Genomic DNA, 18,558 nt, shown 5'->3' on the forward strand with positions numbered 1-18,558 from the left:
GGAAGGTTGAGTGCGAATACACTGAATTGATTTGTCATAGTGCGTAAAACGCACTCTCTATGCTATATAGAAAACACGGAAAAACTTGGGAATAAATCGAAAGTCACAAGCGGTAGGTTTTGGTCGATCTTTTGCAAAATTTTCCTAAAACCGACCGCTTGTTTAGCCGTGTATCAAGGCTTATTTACGTCCAACACCTAAGAAAGACATACCTGTGGTTGGTAATGGTTGGAAGTCAGTTAATGCTTTTTCGTCCCACGCTGTTGGCAATTTACGGTGAATTAGCGGGTAGAGTGGCACTTGTTCAGCAATAATATTGAACACTTTCGACCATTCCACTTTTGCTTCATCGTGTGACTTAGCAGCCACTGCAGCATCTAAGAGTTTTTGCACTTCTGCATACTCTGGTGTGTCAGACCAACGATAACGGTTTTTCGCCCAACCGTCGCCACGATAGAACCAGCTTAATAATAAGTCCACATCGTTACCGAATACAGACGGATCGCCCGGTGCTACAACGACTTTGAAGTTACCTGATGCGATAAACTCACCATATAACGCACTTGATTGTAAGTGGCGTAAGGTTACTTTCACACCCGGAATTGCATTCCAAGATTCAAGAATTAACGGAGCACACTCTTTAACCCAAGAAGTATCTGTTGCAAGTAATTCAAACTCTAGCTTATCGATACCTGCTTCTTTTAATAATGCAGCGGCTTTTTCTTTGTCGTAATCGTACTGAGTTGCCGCTTTCACATAATCAGGGTGAGTTTCTTGTAAGTAAGATGTTGCTGCACGAGCATTACCTAAGAACACGATATCGATCATTTTTTGTGTATCTAAGCCATAGTGGAATGCTTGACGTACTTTCGGATTATTAAACGGAGCTTCAGCACAGTTAAACATTAAGAACAGTAAGCCAAATGATTGAACAGACTCAACAGATTGTTTTTTCGATTTTAAGCGTTGAATATCAAGATATGGTACAGATTCAATCGCTTGAACACGTTTAGATTCTTGAGCTGTTACACGCGCAGCATCATCTGATAATAATGCCCAAACCATTTTCTCTGCTTTTGCCGGGTAAATACCGTTGTAGCCTTCAAATGCTTCAAATACGATTTTGTCATCTTTCACTGCGGATACAAATTTGTATGGACCAGAACCTACAGGGTTTGCATCAAAGGCACTTTCACCGACTGCTTCAACAACGTGTTTTGGCACAATACGCACAATCATTAAACGCTCAGCAAATAAGGCAAACGGGTATTTGAGTTTGAACTCAACTACTTTGTCATCAACTGCTTTTACGCTGTCGATAAATGGTACGAAACCAGCGAATAATGATTTGTTATCAGGGTTTAATACACGCTCAAAAGAGAATACCACATCAGCGGTTGTAACCGGTTTACCGTCGTGGAAGATTGCACCATCACGCAGAGTAATGCGATAGGTTGTATCGTCCACTTTTTCAGGCATTGCCGCAGCTAAGCCTAAATATGGCTCACGTGTGGCTGGGTGTAAGTCCACGAGTGCTTCAAAAATATGCAGGTTTGCCGCCATTGGTGTTGCTCCGGTAGTACGCAAGGGATCGAACCCTGTGGAAAGAGAGTACGAAATACCGGCTTCAATCACAGAACCTTTTGCTGGAGCTGTTGCCGCTGCAGCCGGTGCTGAAAATGTGCCTAATGTACTGCTGAATGCAAAACCTGCACCCACACCAGCCATTAATTTCATAAAACCACGACGTGATTCGTTGTGTTCAAATTGTTTAGTCATAGTAAGCTCCTTAAGGTCGCTATATTGGATAGTTTGTTTTTAATATGAAGTGAATTTATCAAAACATATTAATTTTTTGAAACGAAATCATCATATCATTAACAACAAAGTGGTAAAGCGGTAATTTTTGAATTTGTGATCTAGCTCACGAAAAAATCTCTACTTCCCACTTTATTTGCTTTTCGTTATTATTTACGCCTCTTAAACACAACGAAATATTTAACGTGAAACTCATTTTACCTCCTCTAAGCCTTTATATCCATATTCCTTGGTGTGTGCAAAAATGTCCTTACTGCGATTTCAACTCCCACGCTCAAAAAGGGTTCATTCCTGAACAAGAATATATCGAACATCTCCTTGCAGATTTATCGCAAGATTTAACTGCTTATAAAGCGGCAATCGGCGAACGTAAATTACATTCTATCTTTATTGGTGGCGGCACACCCAGCCTCTTTTCCGCAGACGGTATTGCTTATTTATTAAAAGAAGTGGAAAAGCGAATTGCTTTTGAGCCGAATATTGAAATTACGTTGGAAGCTAACCCGGGAACGGCGGAAGCAGAGCGATTTATCGGTTATGTTCAAGGTGGGGTAAACCGCATTTCAATGGGGGTTCAAAGTTTTGAGCCAGAAAAACTGCTCAAGCTCGGGCGTATTCACGATAGCCAAGAGGCAAAACAAGCGATCGTTTTTGCCCAAAATTCTGCAAAATTTGGTTTGAACAGCTTTAACATAGACTTAATGCACGGATTACCTAATCAATCGGTAAAACAGGCGTTAAGTGATTTAGAACAGGGGATAGCCCTTAATCCGCCGCATTTATCGTGGTATCAGCTCACTATTGAGCCAAATACGATGTTCTATTACCGCAAGCCAATCTTACCCGATGATGACGAATTATGGGATATTTTCGAGCAAGGACATCAATTACTCACCAATGCAGGTTACGAGCAATACGAAACTTCCGCCTATGCGAAAAAAGGCTACCAATGCAAACACAACCTCAATTACTGGCGGTTTGGTGATTATTTAGCGATTGGTTGCGGGGCTCACGGCAAAATTTCGTATCCGACAGGCGAAATTTATCGCTTTAGCAAAACCAAGCACCCGAAAGGCTATATGCGAGGCGAATATCGCTACAGCCAAGATTTGATTGAGCTAGATGACCGTCCATTCGAATTCTTTATGAACCGTTTCCGCTTGCTTGAAGCCACACCAAAACAAGAATTTGAATACTTTACAGGGCTAGATAGAAATATTGTTCGTTCAACAATGGATTGGGCACTAAACCAAAATTATATTTCTGAAACCTCAACCCATTGGCAAATTACCCAACACGGCAAGCTGTTTTTAAATGAATTGCTGGAAGGATTTTTAGAATAATTTGCAAAAAAATTTTAAGATTTGACTGCTTGTAGTACAATACAAGCGGTTATTTTTTATGGAAAAATTACAAATGAATATCTTAAAAGCAGGCGAGAAAGCCCCTCAATTTACCCTTCAAAATCAGGCTGATGAAGCGGTTTCACTTTCCCAATTTGCGGGCAAAAAAGTGTTAGTTTATTTCTACCCCAAGGCTCTTACTCCAGGCTGTACTACACAAGCGTGCGGACTGCGTGATAGCAAATCAGAACTAGACGAGCTAAATGTAGTGGTACTTGGCATTAGCCCTGATTTACCGAAAAAATTAGCTCAATTTGTCGAGAAAAAAAAGCTTAATTTCACCTTGTTATCAGACCCTGACCACCAAGTTGCAGAGGCTTTCGGTGTATGGGGCGAGAAGAAATTTATGGGCAAAACCTATGAAGGCATTCATCGCATCAGTTTTTTAGTGAATGAACAAGGTGTGATCGAACAGGTTTTTGATAAATTCAAAACAAGCGAACATCATCAAATGGTGGTCGATTTTATTAAAGGATCAAATTGATGGCTAAAAAAGCAATTTTTCTTGATCGTGATGGCACAATTAATATCGATCACGGTTATGTGCATAAAATTGATGATTTCCAGTTCATCGAAGGTGTTGGCAAAGCGTTAAAACAGCTTCAAGATAAAGGCTATTTGCTTGTGCTGGTTACCAATCAATCCGGCATTGCTCGTGGTTATTTCAGCGAAGATCAATTTATGCAACTTACTGAATGGATGGATTGGTCGCTCGATGAAGATTACGGTGTGGTGCTTGATGGCATTTACTACTGCCCACATCACCCAGAGGGCAATGGCGAATATCGTGAAGATTGCGATTGCCGCAAACCGAAAGCGGGAATGTTTGAGCAAGCAATTAAAGATCTGAATATCGACTCTACTCAATCCTATATGGTAGGCGATAAATTAGAAGACTTACTGGCAGCCGAAAAGGCAGGTGTGAAAACCAAAGTATTGGTGCGAACTGGCAAGGCCGTTACAGCCGAAGGCGAAGCAAAAGCAGATTTAGTACTAGACAGCCTTGTGGATTTAGTTAGATATATTAAATAAGAATTGAAATGAACTACAACGATAAATCTCTTGATGCCCTAAAATTGGGGCAAAAAACCGAATATAAAAGCGAATATGACGCTTCACTTTTACAACCTGTTCCTCGTAAATTGAATCGTGATGGATTAGGGATTACGCAATCTCAGCCGTTTACTCAAGGGGCTGATGTGTGGACGTGCTATGAACTTTCGTGGCTAAACAAAAACGGCTTACCGCAAGTGGCGATTGCTGATGTTGCCATTGATTTCAATAGCGAAAATTTAATCGAGTCCAAAAGTTTCAAGCTCTATTTAAACAGTTTTAACCAAACTAAATTTGATTCTATTGAAGAGGTGGAAAAGACCCTCCAAAAAGATTTAGCCACCTGTGCAAGCGGTCAAGTTTTGGTAAAAATTTACACATTGTCGCACTACACGCAACAACCGATTGTGGATTTTGAGGGCGATTGCATCGATGAACAAGATATTCACATCGACAGCTACGCATTTTCAACCCACTATTTAGAGAGTATAGCCGAAGATGAAATGGTGGAAGAAACCTTAGTCAGTCATTTGCTCAAATCTAACTGCTTAATCACTTCACAACCAGACTGGGGCAGTGTGCAAATTCGCTACAAAGGTAAAAAATTAAACCGTGAAAAATTATTGCGTTACTTAGTGTCATTCCGTGAGCACAACGAGTTCCACGAGCAATGTGTAGAACGCATTTTCTGCGATTTAATGCAATTTGCCCAGCCTGAAAAATTAACCATATATGCACGCTACACCAGACGTGGCGGGTTAGATATTAATCCGTTCAGGTCGAATTTTGAAAGTGTGCCAGAAAATCGACGAATGGCACGTCAATGATTTCACTGTTTTTATTTCCGTCTGAACCGCCTGAGTGTGTTTGAATTGGTAGGTAAATTTACTCTGAGCGGAGCGAATGTAAATTTGCCGTTAAGCCAATTCAAACTAAGCGAGGATAGCGGTGAAGTTCGGGTTGCCTTTCTTTTGGTTACTTTTCTTTGGCAAAGCAAAGAAAAGTAACAAAGAGCAGATTTTGATTTTTGTGATGAATAAATATAGCCCAAATTACTACATCGGAGTGATGTCCGGCACGAGCCTTGATGGTGTTGATATCGCCTTAATGGATTTTGCAAAAAATCCGCCAAAAATGACCACTTGTGATTTCTTCCCAATGCCGGAGGAGTTACGAGCGGATATTTCCGCGTTGCTTAAAACGGGCGAAACCAATCTCCAAAAACTAGGGGAGATAGACCATCGTTTAGGCTTGCTTTATGCACAAACCATTAATGTGTTTTTAGTGAAAAATCAGCTAAAGGTGGAAGATATTCAAGCCATTGGTTGCCACGGGCAGACAGTTTGGCATTCGCCAGATGCAGTCTATCCCTTTACCACCCAAATTGGTGATATGAATTTAGTTGCTGCTAAAACAGGCATTACTACCATTGGCGATTTCCGCCGTAAAGATATGGCGGTTAGTGGGCAGGGGGCTCCGCTTGTGCCGGCATTTCACCAAGCTGTTTTTAGCGAGCCTAATCGTTTAACGGTGGTGCTGAATATTGGCGGAATCAGCAATATTTCAGTGTTGAAGCCAAATTCGCCGGCCATTGGCTATGATGTAGGGGCTGGCAATACGCTTATGGATAGCTGGATCGAGCAACATCAAGGCAAACGATACGACAAAAACGGCGAATGGGCGATAAGTGGTAAGGTGAATGAAGCCTTGTTAGAGAGCTTACTTGATGAGCCGTTTTTTAGTAAAACGCCGCCTAAAAGCACTGGTCGAGAGCTATTTAATTTAACGTGGCTTGCAAAAAAATTAGAAAATTTCACCGCTTGCAAGCCTGAAAATGTGCAGCGTACGCTTGCAGAATTTACTGCAAAAAGTATCGCCAATGAATTAATCACACTTCAAACTGAATTGCCTTGCCTGCTATTAGTATGTGGCGGTGGAGCAAGAAATCCGCTCTTAATGGAACGCTTAGCTGATTTACTGCCAAACTGGAACGTTACAACCACAACAGAATTCGGTTTAGATATTGATTATGTGGAAGCGGCTGCATTTGCGTGGCTTGCTCATCAGCGAATGAATAATTTACCAAGTAATATGCCAAGTGTTACAGGAGCAAAAAAAGCGGTAAGTTTAGGGGTGATTTACCCAGCGGAATAAAGAAAAATGACAGAGAAGAATTTACTTAATGCCTTAGGGCAGATGATTACCGAACAGCGTAATCCTCATTCGAAGAATATTGATAGCCTGTCTGCACTAGAAATTGTGCAGATTATCAATAATGAAGATAAACAAGTGCCACTTGCAGTAGAAAAATGTTTACCGCAGATTGCTAAGGCAGTCGAAAAAATTGTGCAAGCCTTTCAGCAAGGAGGGCGTTTAGTTTACGTTGGTGCTGGCACAAGTGGGCGTTTAGGTGTGCTTGATGCTTCAGAATGTCCACCCACTTATGGAGTAAAACCTGAAATGGTGGTAGGGTTAATTGCAGGTGGCGAAAGAGCGTTACGTTTCCCGATTGAAGGGGCGGAAGATAACCGAGAGCAAGGCAAACTAGATTTACAAGCGGTCAATTTTTCGCAAAAAGATGTATTAGTCGGGATTGCAGCCAGTGGCAGAACGCCTTATGTGCTAGGGGCGATGGAATATGCTAATTCACTTGGTGCAACGACAGTTTCGATTGCTAGCAACCCGAACTCTGCAATGGCACAAATTGCAGATATTGCGATTGATACGGTTGTGGGGGCAGAAGTGCTGACAGGCTCAAGCCGTATGAAATCAGGCACGGCACAAAAGCTTGTGCTGAATATGCTGACAACCGCTTCAATGATTTTAATCGGCAAATGCTACCAAAATTTAATGGTGGACGTGCAAGCCACCAATGAAAAGTTAAAAGCTCGTGCAATCCGTATTGTAATGCAAGCGACAGAGTGTGAAAGAGATGTGGCTGAAAATACCCTAAAATTAGCCGAAAATAACGCAAAATTAGCGATTATGATGATTTTAGGCAATTTAGATAAGCCTGAAGCGGAAAGTTTATTAGCTCAAAATCAAGGAAGATTACAAAAGGCGTTAAAAGTATAGAGCCAGGCTACCGCAATCCTAATAGCTATAATATCTTTAAAGAGTTACTCTAAAGGAATATTTAATTGGTTACTTTTGCTTTAGGAGAAATATCTAATATTTTAGGTGAAGATCAACCGATTGCTTGGTATAGTAATTGCTTATAATTTTATAAAACAGATTGTTTTTTCTTTCTCAAGTAGTTATAGTTAAATAAACAGAATAAATTGAGGTTGTTTATTTCAAAAAAATATAGCTCAATTTCTTTTCCATCTTTATTTTTCATCTTTTTGATATTAAAATCTTTTTCTTGTGGAATAAAATAGATTTTGAAATATTTATTCTTATATTTATTGCTTTCAATGTGAGCATAAAGTATTCTGCGATAGTGGTAGTTTTCTAAATCTATTTTCTTAATACCTAAATAAATAGGGATTTCAGGAGAGTTTTCATTTTCTTTAAAAGGTTTTTGTAATTTAAAATATAGCCATTTATCTGTTTCCGTATATTCTACTTCAGCAATACACACACATTTTTGCTTCCTTTGAATGGCTTTCTCTGTTCTGCGAAAATATTGGTATAGATAGCGTATGTTTGAATTAGCTACCTTAAGCGGTAGATTTAAAAATTCTTTTTCTGATAAATTCTTCTTGGCATCTAAATATGCTTCAACTAACCTTATTAATTGATTTGTTTTTATATATCTTCGTTTAGCCTGATTGTGTTGATTTGAAATTATTTTATTTACCTTAGATTGAGATGTTGTTGATAAGGAATTCGTTACTTCGCTTTGTAGTCCAATATCATCTTCTGGTAATTGAAATTCATCTATAAAATCGTGTAATTTACTACGCACTTTTCTGAGATTATATTCTTCATCACTTTCTCCTGCAATAGGTTCAATTTTGGTTTGATTCCATTGGCAATCTGCTGAGTGTGCAATATTATTTTTAGATAGATATTTGAAATGGGGCGATTGTTTTATTTCATCTGGAAAATGATCATAGTTTATCCCAGTAATTTTAACCCCTTTTATACGACAAGACTCTGTTGAACATAAAAACTGGAATCTTTTGCAGGGATAAAGATTTAAAAATTCAGTTCTTGCTTCTGTAATAGATACAACTCTATTAAGTTGAATACAATAAGCTTCGTATATAGACATAATTTGAATCTCCATACTGTTATAAATTAAAATAATTTATATTATAAAATTAAAATAATTTATATTATAATAGATAAGCGGTTAATTTTTATAAAAAATTTGTAATTAATTATGTTAGTCCTTCTAATAATAAATTACTCCCATAATAAATCCCAAAGAGTGTATCCATTCCTGATGAATGCCCAATATTTTCAAATAGTTTACTCAGTTGCCCTATTTCTACATTTTTTTTATTCATATTTTTAAAGAAAGTCAGTACCGGAGTAGAAAATTGTTGTTGTAATGCACAGTCTAAAAATCTGCTGCTAATGGCGTTAGTATTCGCTAAGTTTTGTTTTATTTTGTGTGTGAGCTTTTTATAAAAAGAGCTTTGTGTTGCATTGAAATATTGAAACGAAGCGAGTAATCCACAGAGAAAATCATCGCCACTTGGGGTAAGCCCTATGCCTAATCCAATCAATTTAGTCAAAATATGGCAAGCATTTTCCTCATCATTTATTGCATAAAAATGTTCAACTTGGGATAAATATTGCTTAAAAGCAGATAGTATTAGGTCATCATTTTGTGCTTGAAACAGAAGATTTAATCCTTTTTTATCTGAATGCTGTAATATTTGTTGAGTAAGTTCAGTACAAACATTGAATTTATGGTGTAAATGAGAGTTACAAGCGGTCAATTTTGTACAAAAAATTGCACAATTTTGATAATTTAAGTGAAGTTGATAGGTTTGATGTGGCTCTAATTTCAAATGTTCAAATTGTGTTTGTGTGAAATTTGTAATTAAGCTGATAGGGGAGAGTTCGCTCACAATTGGTTGTAGAGAGAAAAGTTCATTATTAATCAATAGGTTAATGGTTTTGTTATAAATGGAATGGATTGAAATCGTAGGAGATTCGCCTACTTTTTGATGGGCATATTGGCTTGTTATTGAAATAGGAATGTTTATTATTTGCTCATTTATGCTCATTTTAAAAAATACCTGTTGATTTTTTATTATTTTATTGATTAAGTATTGGTTCAATTTGAAATGCGATTTTATATTCTGTATTTTCCTTTCAAACCGTTAAAAGTCAATAAAAAGAAGGTTTATTATGTATGATTTAATCGTTAAAAACGGTCAATTAGTTACACCTGATAGAATTTATCCTGCCACTATTGCGGTAAAAGAGGGTAAATTTGCCGGTTTTTTAGCGCCGGACATTGAAATCCAAGCGAAAGAAGTGGTTGATGCAAAGGGGCATTTGGTTTATCCGGGTATTATCGATTGCCACGCTCACTTAAATGAACCGGGTTTTGATTATCGTGAAGATTTTGAAACAGGCTCTCGTGCAGCTGTAGCAGCAGGTTGTACAACCTTAATTGATATGCCTCTTAATAATGATCCTTCCTTAATAAACAAAGACGTTTTCAAACTTAAACACGCCAATGTTAGTAAACATTCCTTTATTGATTTTGCCCTCTGGGGCGGGATTGTGGGGGATTATGATGATAGCCCGAACTCCATTAAAAGTAATTCCTCTGATCTTGTTGAGCTTGAAGCTTGCGGCGTAGCTGCTTTTAAAGGATTTACCTGCCCAAATGGGGATTTATTTCCAACTGTTAATTTAGGGAACGTACGCAAAGCGTTAGAGATCTTAAAGCCGTTTAATGCCTTATCGGGCTTTCACTGTGAAGAATATGGTCAAGTAAAAGAGCGTGTGAAAGAGGCAAAAGCGAAAATAGGCTTAACAAATCAGGAAAAAATCCGTGAATTTTTAGATGCTCACGATGTGTGGGTAGAGTATGTGGCAACAAAAAATATCATTGATATGTCCCGTGCCACAGGTGGACGAGTGCATATTTGCCACGTTACACACCCAATGGTGGCTCAGTTGGTTAAAGATGCGATTTACGAAGGTTTGCCAGTGTCTGGTGAAACTTGCCCACATTATTTAGGTTTTACCGAAGATTTTGTGTTTGAAAAAGGTGGCCCTGCGAAATGTACGCCGCCGCTTCGTAAAAAAGAGGATATGGAAAAACTGTGGGATTATGTGATTGATGGTACGCTTTCTTGCGTGGGTAGCGATCACTCTCCAGCAGCCGATGAAGAAAAAAATAATGACACTCACGATATTTGGGAGGCTTGGGGTGGTTTAAATGGTATTCAGTTTTTCCTGCCGATGATGTTTGATATGGTCGTGCATCAACGTAAACTCAGTCCAAGTTTAATTGCCAAAGTAATGGGTGTGAATCCAGCAAAACTATTTGGTTTATATGGTCGTAAAGGGGCTTTTGAAATCGGTTTTGATGCGGATATTGTGATTGTTGATCCGGAAAAACCGTGGAAAGTAGAACAGGAAAAACTCTTTACCAAAGGACACGTTACTTGCTTTGATGGATTAGAAGGAAAAGGTGCAGCAACCCATACCTTTATTCGTGGTCGTTTAGTTGCGGAAAACGGTATGTACAAACAAGATGCGATAGGCTATGGAGAGTTTATTCGTCCAGTCAAACGCTAGAATTTAAGTGCGGTCAATTTTTCAAAAATATCTGAAAAAATGACCGCTCTTTTATTATCATAAAAATAAAACAATGTTATTACAGGAGAGACACAATGTCTGAAAATACCAACTTACAACCCATTCCAGAAAATAAACGGATTATGGATTTATTGTCTTACCTTTTCCTATGGCTGGGTGGCTGTGTATCTATCGGTACATTTGCGTTAGGTTCAGGGCAATTAGAGAAGGGGTTAAATCTCATTCAAGCATTCGTGGCAATGCTGATAGGCTCGCTGTTATTGATTGTCTGTTTATGCTTAAACGATCAAATGAGCTATAAAAGTGGTGTGCCTTATGCCGTTCAATTAAAAAGTGCATTCGGGACAAAAGGCGGTATTTTACCTGCTATGCTGCGTGGTGTGCCGGCTATTGTTTGGTATGGTGTGCAAAGTTGGTTAGGCGGTTCTGCAATTAACCAAATCTCTATTTTATTATTTGGTTATGATAATTTAGTGCTTTATTTCTTATTATTCCAAGCGCTACAAATTTGGATTTCTACTACAGGTTTCCACGGTTTAAAATGGTTAGAGAACATTGGTGCGATGGTGATTATTGCCTCTCTTACCTATATGTTCTATGTATGTATGACTAAATTTGGTGGGCGTATTGAAGAAAACCTTATTAATAAAGAAGGTACTTGGGGCTTACCATTTGTGAGTGCGATTGTAGCATTCTTTGGCGTAAACGTATTAGTAATGCTTAATGTTGGTGACTATGTGCGTGAGTTAAAAGCCGGTTATTCAACTACTAAACGTGGTGTCGTTTATTTCTTAGCGATGGTGCCAACAACGGTATTTATGGGGATTATCGGTTTAATGATCTCCTCAGCAACAGGTATCGCAAACCCAATTAATGCGTTTGCACAAGCAGCCGATAATAAATTCTTAGTGGTTATTACCTTACTCTTTATTTTATTTGCACAGATGACAACAAACCTTGCAAGTAACGTTGTACCACCTGCATATGCGCTAATGGATGCATTCAAAATCAAGCACAAAACTTCGGTAGTGCTTATCGGCTTATTAGCGATTGCGACTTGCCCTTGGTTAATTACCTCAGATGCTTCATCAAAAGGCGTAGATATTTTCGTATTAACTTACACGGTATTCTTCGGTCCGATCTTTGCGGTGTTATTGGTGGATTACTATATTTTACGCAAACAGAAAGTAGATATTGCTGAACTTTATGATGAAAACGGCAATCGCAGAGGGGTAAACTGGGCTGCGATTTTAGCTATCTCTGTTGGTGCGGTTATCGGTTTATTTAATGCTGATATTTCATTCCTAACAGCGACAATCCCAACAGGATTGGTTTATTACTTTGGTATGAAATATATGGCATCAAGTGCACGTTTCAGAAAAGGCACGATTTTGGAGAAATAAGCTTATAACCCCATAGAGCCGTATGGGACTAGATAATCTGAGCCACGTTGTGGCTCTCTAAAAGCCCTGAAGGGGCTTAGTTTATTGAGCCTAGCACGGCTCGTGCTAGGTGGTTTCGATAAAATCTATAGTTGCTTGAAGCAATTCTTTCGTATATTCAGACTGTTCATCTCGGTCAAAATCGTGAAGATCGGCTGAAATGACAAATTTGGTTGGATTAAATTTTTCGCATAATGCTTGAAACTCGGCAAACGGCACATCAGGATCATTCGTTGCGTGGGCAGCGAATACAGGTAAGTTTAATTCCGCCAAACGTAAGCTGTAATCAAGGTAGAAAAATTTATCTCTACCTTGATAAATTAACGATTTCCACTTGCCTGTTTGGCGAGCGTAAATATAGCAACTAAAGTGGGTATTTAAATCTGCTGCTTGCTTTGGAGTTGCTATTAGTGATTGAAAAGTGCTTTCACTGACTAATGGTAATTTTAAATAGTGTGGGCTTGGGCTATCAAACCAACTATCAGTTAAAAAGCCATAACCATAATAAGAAATAACGCCTTGTGGCTTTTTAATGTCGGCTTGTTGGTTTAGTTTAGCAGCCGTTAATAATGCAAGATAAGCTCCAGCAGAGCGACCGAATAGAAAATAGGGGAGTTCTGTAAAATTCGATTGAGTTTGTAGCTGCTGAATAGAGTTAAGTATCGAACTAACAATATTTTCAATCTGAGCCTGTGGTGCAAGCGGGTAATTTATCGCAAAAATTTGCAAACCGGCTTGGGTAAAGGTTTCAATATGCAGTTGAGGTAAATCCTCTTTTGTGCCGTAAAGTAAGCCACCGCCGTGTAGGTAGATAAGATTGGCTTTAGGTGCGATGTTATCATCTTGATAGAGCGTTGCCTCAATAGTTAGAGGCATATCTTCAATTTTAACAGTATTTAGTGTGATTTGTGTTGTTTGCAACATAATGAACCTCGATTTTTGTATGAATTATAGTACAAATTAATTCAACTTATCATACTCACATAAAGAAGGAGAATATTATGGGATATTTGAATGGTCAAACAGGTTATCGTAAAGGGTTGCTGGAAACACGTTCGGTAATTCGTAAGAATAACTTTGTGATTTTGGAAACTGATGGCTTGGTGAAAAACAGTATTCCAAATTACCATAATTGTGATATTAGTATTTTATCGTCCCCAGCACTGGGTGCATCTTTTGCCGATTACAGTGCAATCGTTCACCCAAATGGTGGTTGCACACAATTGGGCGGTAATGGTATTGAGGTGTTTGTTTATTCGGTAAGTGGCGAGCTTACGGTTAAAAATGGCGATACTGAAATTACCCTTGAAAGTGGCGGTTATATTTTCTCGCCTGCCGACCAAGTGTTGAGTTTTGTGAATAAGTCTGAACAATCAACTAAAATTTATATTCATCGTCGCCGTTATACCCCGTTAGAAGGGCATCAAGCAACCACTTATGTAGGCAATGTGAATGAAATTGACTACATTGAATATGAGGGTATGAAAACCTGCCTCATCAAAGATTTACTCCCTTCAGCCACCGATTTTGGTTTTGATATGAATATGCACATCTTGTTATTCAAACCAGGTGCTTCGCACGGCTATATCGAAACCCATTTCCAAGAACATGGAATGCTATTCCTTTCAGGAAAAGGAATGTATCGTTTAGATGATGAGTGGATTCCTGTGAAGAAAGATGATTATGTGTTTATGGATTCCTACTGCCCGCAAGCCTGTTATGCAGTAGGTGATGAAGATTTCGTGTATATCTACTCGAAAGAGTGCAACCGTGATGTAGAACTTTAATTTAACGTTAAGGAATGAACAATGAAACTATCAAGAGATGAATTAAAAGGCTTGATGAAAGCAAAATTAATGAAAGCGGGTTTAAACGATCAACACGCAGATATTACCGCTGAAATTCTGACGTGGTCTGATGAACGTGGCTATCACTCTCACGGTGCAGTTCGTATGGAATATTACTGCGAACGTATTTTTAAAGGCGGTATTACGCACGATCCTAAATTTGAGTGGAAAGAGACAGGCCCTGCTTCAGCGGTTTTTGAAGGGGATAACGGCTGCGGTTATGTAGCGGCAACTTTCGCAATGGAAAAAGCGATTGAAATGGCGAAAAAATCAGGTATTGCGATTGTTGGTATTCGTAACATTTCGCATAGTGGGGCGATTGGTTATTACACAGAAATGGCTGCGAAAGAAGGATTACTCTCTATTTCATTCTGCCAATCAGACCCAATGGCTGTGCCTTATGGCGGTTCTGAGCCTTATTACGGTACAAACCCGATTTCTTTTGCTGCTCCTGCTGATGAAGGCAGAAATGTGGTATTTGATATGGCAACCACCGTTCAAGCTTGGGGGAAAATTTTGGATAAACGTTCTCGTGGTGAATCTATTCCTCCAGATTGGGCGGTAGATGTTGAAGGTAATCCGGTAACCGATCCGAACAAAGTGAATGCCTTAGTGCCGATTGCAGGGGCGAAAGGTTACGGCTTAATGATGATGGTGGATATTTTCTCCGGTATCTTATTAGGCGTTCCATTCGGCAAACACGTTTCTTCAATGTACCACGATTTATCAGAAGGCCGACGCTTGGGGCAAATGCACATAGTGATTGACCCGGCACGTTTCTGCGGAGCAGAGCAATTCCGTGAAAATATGGCTCAATCTATCGATGAGCTTAATGCAATGCAGCCTGCTGCAGGCAATGATAAAGTATATTATCCGGGACAGCGTGCAGAAATGCGTCGTGATAAATATTACGCAAATGGTGGCATTGAAATTGTAGATAAGGTCTATGAATATTTAATCAGCGATGATATCCATTTTGACCGTTACGATCACAAAAACCGTTTTGCGGATTAATCTTGTTGCCTAGCACAAGCCGTGCTAGGTTAAATAAATCAAGCCCCTTTGGGGCTTATGTAGTCGCAGAGCGGCTAGGATAATAGAACCCCATATGGCTTGTATGGGATTGTAGATAGGAAGGATAAAAGATGTTAAAAACTGTCGTAAAAAAGGGTAGTTACCACGATTCTGTGGTATTGATGCTACTTACTAATGCAATTTCAGGGCTTGAAGGCGTAAAAAAAGTATCTGTGATGATGGCAACGCCTGCGAATAAAGATATTTTCGCCCAAAGTGGGTTAGATACCCCAGAATTATTAGAAGCAACGGCTAATGATATGGTGGTGGTTGCAGACGTTGAGCAAGAAGACGTGATCAACGTAGTAATGGAAAAAGTAGAAGAATTTTTAAAACAGAAATCGCAAGCAGCTTCAGCTCAAGCAGGAAAAGAAGCCGTAAAATCTTGGAGTAAAGCAACCGCTGCATTGCCTGATGCCAATTTAGCAGTAATTTCTATTCCCGGGGCTTATGCTGCACTAGAAGCAAATCGAGCGTTAGATGAAGGCTTAAATGTGTTTATGTTTAGTGATAATGTCAGCGTTGAAGATGAAAAAGCCCTCAAAGAAAAAGCGCATAGCAAAGGTTTAGTGGTAATGGGCCCAGACTGCGGAACGGGGATTATTCAAGGTGTTCCAGTTGCCTTTACAAATAGCGTAACACCGGGTTCAATCGGCATTATTGGTGCATCTGGTACGGGTATTCAAGAACTGACAACTATCATTGATCGTTTAGGCGAAGGTGTTGAAAATGCGATTGGCACAGGTGGTCGTGATCTCTATGAAGATATCGGTGGTATCACAATGCTAGATACTATCGAGGCGATGGAGCAAAATGAGAAAGTAAAAGTGCTGATCGTGATCTCTAAACCACCTGCAAAAGCAGTGCGTGAAAAAATTTCTGCTCGTTTAAGCCGCTACACCAAGCCTGTGATTACGCTATTCTTAGGCGAAAAACCTGAGTTCCACGAAGAGAATTTCTATCACGCTTACACGCTAGATGAAGCTGCTCGCTTAGCCGTTGCCTTAGTGCGTAATGAGCCAATTCCTGCATTTGCAAAAAATAGTGTAAATTCGACCGCTTGTGGTAAAACTTTAAAAGCCTATTATTCAGGTGGTACGCTTGCAGGCGAAGCGGCAATGTTGCTAAAAGATGCGTTAAACATTGAAGGCAGCGGTGCAAAAGCTGACGGCTTTATGTTTAAGCAAGACGGACACATTGTGGTCGATTTAGGCGATGATGTTTATACACAAGGCAAACCGCACCCAATGATCGATCCTGCTAAACGTATTGAATCAATGCGTGAAGCCGTAGATGATGAAAGCACAGGCGTTATTTTATTCGACATCGTATTAAGTTATGGCTCGCACGAAGATATGGCGTCAGCCTTAATTCCAACTATTGCTGAGCTTCAACAAAAAGCCAAAGCGCAAAACCGTGATGTGGCATTTGTCGCCACAGTTTGTGGCACACGCAAAGATTATCAAGGCTATGATGAAACCGTGCGTAAATTAGTTGAAGCTGGTGTGGACGTGTGCGAAACCAATAAAATTGCAGTAGAAAAATCCCTAGCATTATTAGGTTTACAATTTGATGAACCAACCAAACCAGTTCAGCCAAAAACTGTGGTACAAGGTGAAAATCGTCCTGCTTCTGAACAGCTATTACGTTTATTGTCAGAAAAACCAAAGATCATCAACATTGGCTTAAAGAGTTTTGCAGATGTGGCAGAACAATTTGGCTGCCAAGTGGTGCAATTTAACTGGCAACCACCGGCAGGCGGTAACATTCAACTTATCAAAGCATTAAATTTCTTAAATGAATATGAAGCAGTTGATATTGATGAAGCGAACCGTAAAGTAATTGCAAAAGTGGTAGCTGCAGCACCAATTATTCGTGATAACGTATTAGCGAAAACGGTTATCAAAGAACTTAATGAAGGCAAAGTGATCTTACACGCTGGCCCACCAATTCAATATAAAGATATGCCAAACACAGTACAAGGTTCTTGCGTTGGGGCGGTACTATTTGAAAAATGGGCAACAGATGAAGCCTCAGCTCGTGCCTTATTAGAAAGTGGCGAAATTAAATTTATGCCGTGCCACCACGTTAATGCAGTAGGCCCGATGGGCGGTATTACTACCGCCAATATGCCTGTTTGGATGGTTGAGAACGCAACTGACGGTAACTTTGCTTACTGTACGATGAACGAAGGTATCGGTAAGGTATTGCGTTTCGGTGCTTATTCTGATGAGGTGGTTAAACGTTTAGAGTGGATGCGTGATGTGCTAGGCCCAGCGCTTGGTAAAGCAATCCGCTCAATGGAAAATGGCTTAGCGGTTAATCCATTAGTGGCAAAAGCAATTGCTATGGGTGATGAATTCCATCAACGTAATATTGCGGCTTCAATGTCATTCTTCAAAGAAGTTGCTCCACGCATTACGGCAATGAGCGATTTAGCGGAAAATGATAAATATGAAGTCATTAAATTCTTAGCGGATACCGACCAATTCTTCCTTAATATTATAATGGCAACCAGTAAAGCGATTATGGACGGTGCAAGAACCATTACTGAAGGGACTATTGTTACCGCAATGTGCCGTAATGGTGTGCATTTTGGTATTCGTATTGCAGGTATGGGCGATGAATGGTTTGTTGGCCCTGTGAATACACCACAAGGCTTATATTTCACAGGTTATGATGGCGAAGATGCTTGCCCGGATATTGGCGACTCAGCCATTACTGAAACCTTAGGTGTGGGTGGTTTGGCTATGATCGCCGCACCAGCGGTAACTCGTTTTGTGGGGGCTGGCGGTTATGAAGATGCTCTTCGCACCAGTAACGATATGATGGAAATTTGTATCGACCGTAACCCTAACTACATTGTGCCGAACTGGAACTTCCAAGGGGCTTGCTTAGGTATTGATGCAAGATTAGTGGTTGAAAAAGGCATTACCCCTGTAATCAACACAGGTATTGCCCACAAAGTGGCTGGTTTCGGTCAAATAGGTGCAGGCACAGTACGCCCACCACTAGCTTGTTTTGAAAAAGCTGTGCTTGCCTATGCAAGAAAGTTAGGGTTTAACGGCTAGTATCTGGTATTAACCTAGCACGAGCCGTACTAGGTTTAATAAACCAAGTCCCTCCAGGACTTTAGAGACGCAAAGTGGCTCGGATAATAGAACCCCATACGGCTCGTATGGG

The 18,558-nt window shown here is 39.7% G+C and carries 15 protein-coding genes; 11 read left to right on the plus strand and 4 right to left on the minus strand.

Features of this window, described 5'->3' with window-relative positions:
• Nucleotides 1-180: 180 nt before the first annotated feature.
• Nucleotides 181-1,779, minus strand: a complete 1,599-nt coding sequence (locus tag ACERCF_RS06645; protein WP_373611653.1) for an ABC transporter substrate-binding protein — start codon at nucleotides 1,777-1,779, stop codon at nucleotides 181-183.
• A gap of 224 nt (nucleotides 1,780-2,003) precedes the next feature.
• Between ACERCF_RS06645 and hemW the strand changes: the two genes are divergently transcribed.
• The 6 genes from hemW to murQ all read left to right on the plus strand — a co-directional run bounded on the left by hemW (nucleotide 2,004) and on the right by murQ (nucleotide 7,349).
• Nucleotides 2,004-3,161, plus strand: coding sequence for a radical SAM family heme chaperone HemW (gene hemW, locus ACERCF_RS06650; RefSeq protein ID WP_373625061.1), 1,158 nt, complete (start codon nucleotides 2,004-2,006; stop codon nucleotides 3,159-3,161).
• A 73-nt stretch (nucleotides 3,162-3,234) separates the two neighbouring features.
• Nucleotides 3,235-3,705, plus strand: coding sequence for a thioredoxin-dependent thiol peroxidase (bcp, locus tag ACERCF_RS06655; RefSeq protein WP_373625077.1), 471 nt, complete (start codon nucleotides 3,235-3,237; stop codon nucleotides 3,703-3,705).
• A complete protein-coding gene (gmhB, locus tag ACERCF_RS06660; RefSeq protein WP_373611655.1) occupies nucleotides 3,705-4,253 on the plus strand; it encodes a D-glycero-beta-D-manno-heptose 1,7-bisphosphate 7-phosphatase in 549 nt (182 codons plus the stop codon). Before bcp ends, gmhB begins: the two co-directional genes overlap by 1 nt.
• 8 nt (nucleotides 4,254-4,261) lie before the next feature.
• Nucleotides 4,262-5,101, plus strand: coding sequence for an NADPH-dependent 7-cyano-7-deazaguanine reductase QueF (queF, locus tag ACERCF_RS06665; protein ID WP_373625062.1), 840 nt, complete (start codon nucleotides 4,262-4,264; stop codon nucleotides 5,099-5,101).
• Nucleotides 5,102-5,306: 205 nt separating this feature from the next.
• On the plus strand, nucleotides 5,307-6,428 hold the full coding sequence (locus ACERCF_RS06670) for an anhydro-N-acetylmuramic acid kinase (protein ID WP_373625078.1): 1,122 nt from the start codon (nucleotides 5,307-5,309) through the stop codon (nucleotides 6,426-6,428).
• Between the two features lie 6 nt (nucleotides 6,429-6,434).
• The gene (murQ, locus tag ACERCF_RS06675) at nucleotides 6,435-7,349 is read left to right on the plus strand and encodes an N-acetylmuramic acid 6-phosphate etherase (protein WP_373611657.1); all 915 of its coding nucleotides are present in this window, start codon (nucleotides 6,435-6,437) and stop codon (nucleotides 7,347-7,349) included.
• Between the two features lie 148 nt (nucleotides 7,350-7,497).
• On the opposite strand, the gene ACERCF_RS06680 is transcribed toward murQ, so the two are convergent.
• A complete protein-coding gene (locus ACERCF_RS06680) occupies nucleotides 7,498-8,493 on the minus strand; it encodes a hypothetical protein (RefSeq protein WP_373625063.1) in 996 nt (331 codons plus the stop codon).
• A gap of 109 nt (nucleotides 8,494-8,602) precedes the next feature.
• Nucleotides 8,603-9,460, minus strand: coding sequence for an oxamate carbamoyltransferase subunit AllH family protein (locus ACERCF_RS06685; protein ID WP_373625064.1), 858 nt, complete (start codon nucleotides 9,458-9,460; stop codon nucleotides 8,603-8,605).
• Nucleotides 9,461-9,584: 124 nt separating this feature from the next.
• On the opposite strand from ACERCF_RS06685, the gene allB reads away from it, so the two are divergent.
• Both allB and ACERCF_RS06695 read left to right on the plus strand, forming a co-directional pair.
• Complete coding sequence (gene allB / locus ACERCF_RS06690; protein WP_373625065.1) at nucleotides 9,585-10,991, plus strand: allantoinase AllB; 1,407 nt, start codon at nucleotides 9,585-9,587, stop codon at nucleotides 10,989-10,991.
• A 95-nt stretch (nucleotides 10,992-11,086) separates the two neighbouring features.
• Nucleotides 11,087-12,415 (plus strand): NCS1 family transporter, encoded by a 1,329-nt coding sequence (locus tag ACERCF_RS06695; RefSeq protein ID WP_373625066.1) that lies wholly within the window; start codon nucleotides 11,087-11,089, stop codon nucleotides 12,413-12,415.
• Between the two features lie 105 nt (nucleotides 12,416-12,520).
• On the opposite strand, the gene ACERCF_RS06700 is transcribed toward ACERCF_RS06695, so the two are convergent.
• Entirely contained in the window at nucleotides 12,521-13,378 is an 858-nt protein-coding gene (locus tag ACERCF_RS06700) for an alpha/beta hydrolase (RefSeq protein ID WP_373625067.1), read from the minus strand.
• A 77-nt stretch (nucleotides 13,379-13,455) separates the two neighbouring features.
• On the opposite strand from ACERCF_RS06700, the gene allE reads away from it, so the two are divergent.
• From allE to ACERCF_RS06715, 3 genes are all read left to right on the plus strand, one after another.
• Nucleotides 13,456-14,241: a (S)-ureidoglycine aminohydrolase gene (gene allE, locus ACERCF_RS06705; protein WP_373625068.1), complete on the plus strand. Its 786-nt coding sequence runs from the start codon at nucleotides 13,456-13,458 to the stop codon at nucleotides 14,239-14,241.
• A gap of 21 nt (nucleotides 14,242-14,262) precedes the next feature.
• Nucleotides 14,263-15,315 (plus strand): ureidoglycolate dehydrogenase, encoded by a 1,053-nt coding sequence (gene allD, locus ACERCF_RS06710; RefSeq protein ID WP_373611667.1) that lies wholly within the window; start codon nucleotides 14,263-14,265, stop codon nucleotides 15,313-15,315.
• Nucleotides 15,316-15,446: 131 nt separating this feature from the next.
• Nucleotides 15,447-18,446, plus strand: a complete 3,000-nt coding sequence (locus tag ACERCF_RS06715) for a bifunctional FdrA/YlbE family protein (protein ID WP_373625069.1) — start codon at nucleotides 15,447-15,449, stop codon at nucleotides 18,444-18,446.
• Nucleotides 18,447-18,558: the final 112 nt, after the last annotated feature.

This window comes from Mannheimia kashgarensis (genome assembly GCF_041807705.1).
Taxonomy (GTDB): Bacteria; Pseudomonadota; Gammaproteobacteria; order Enterobacterales; family Pasteurellaceae; genus Mannheimia.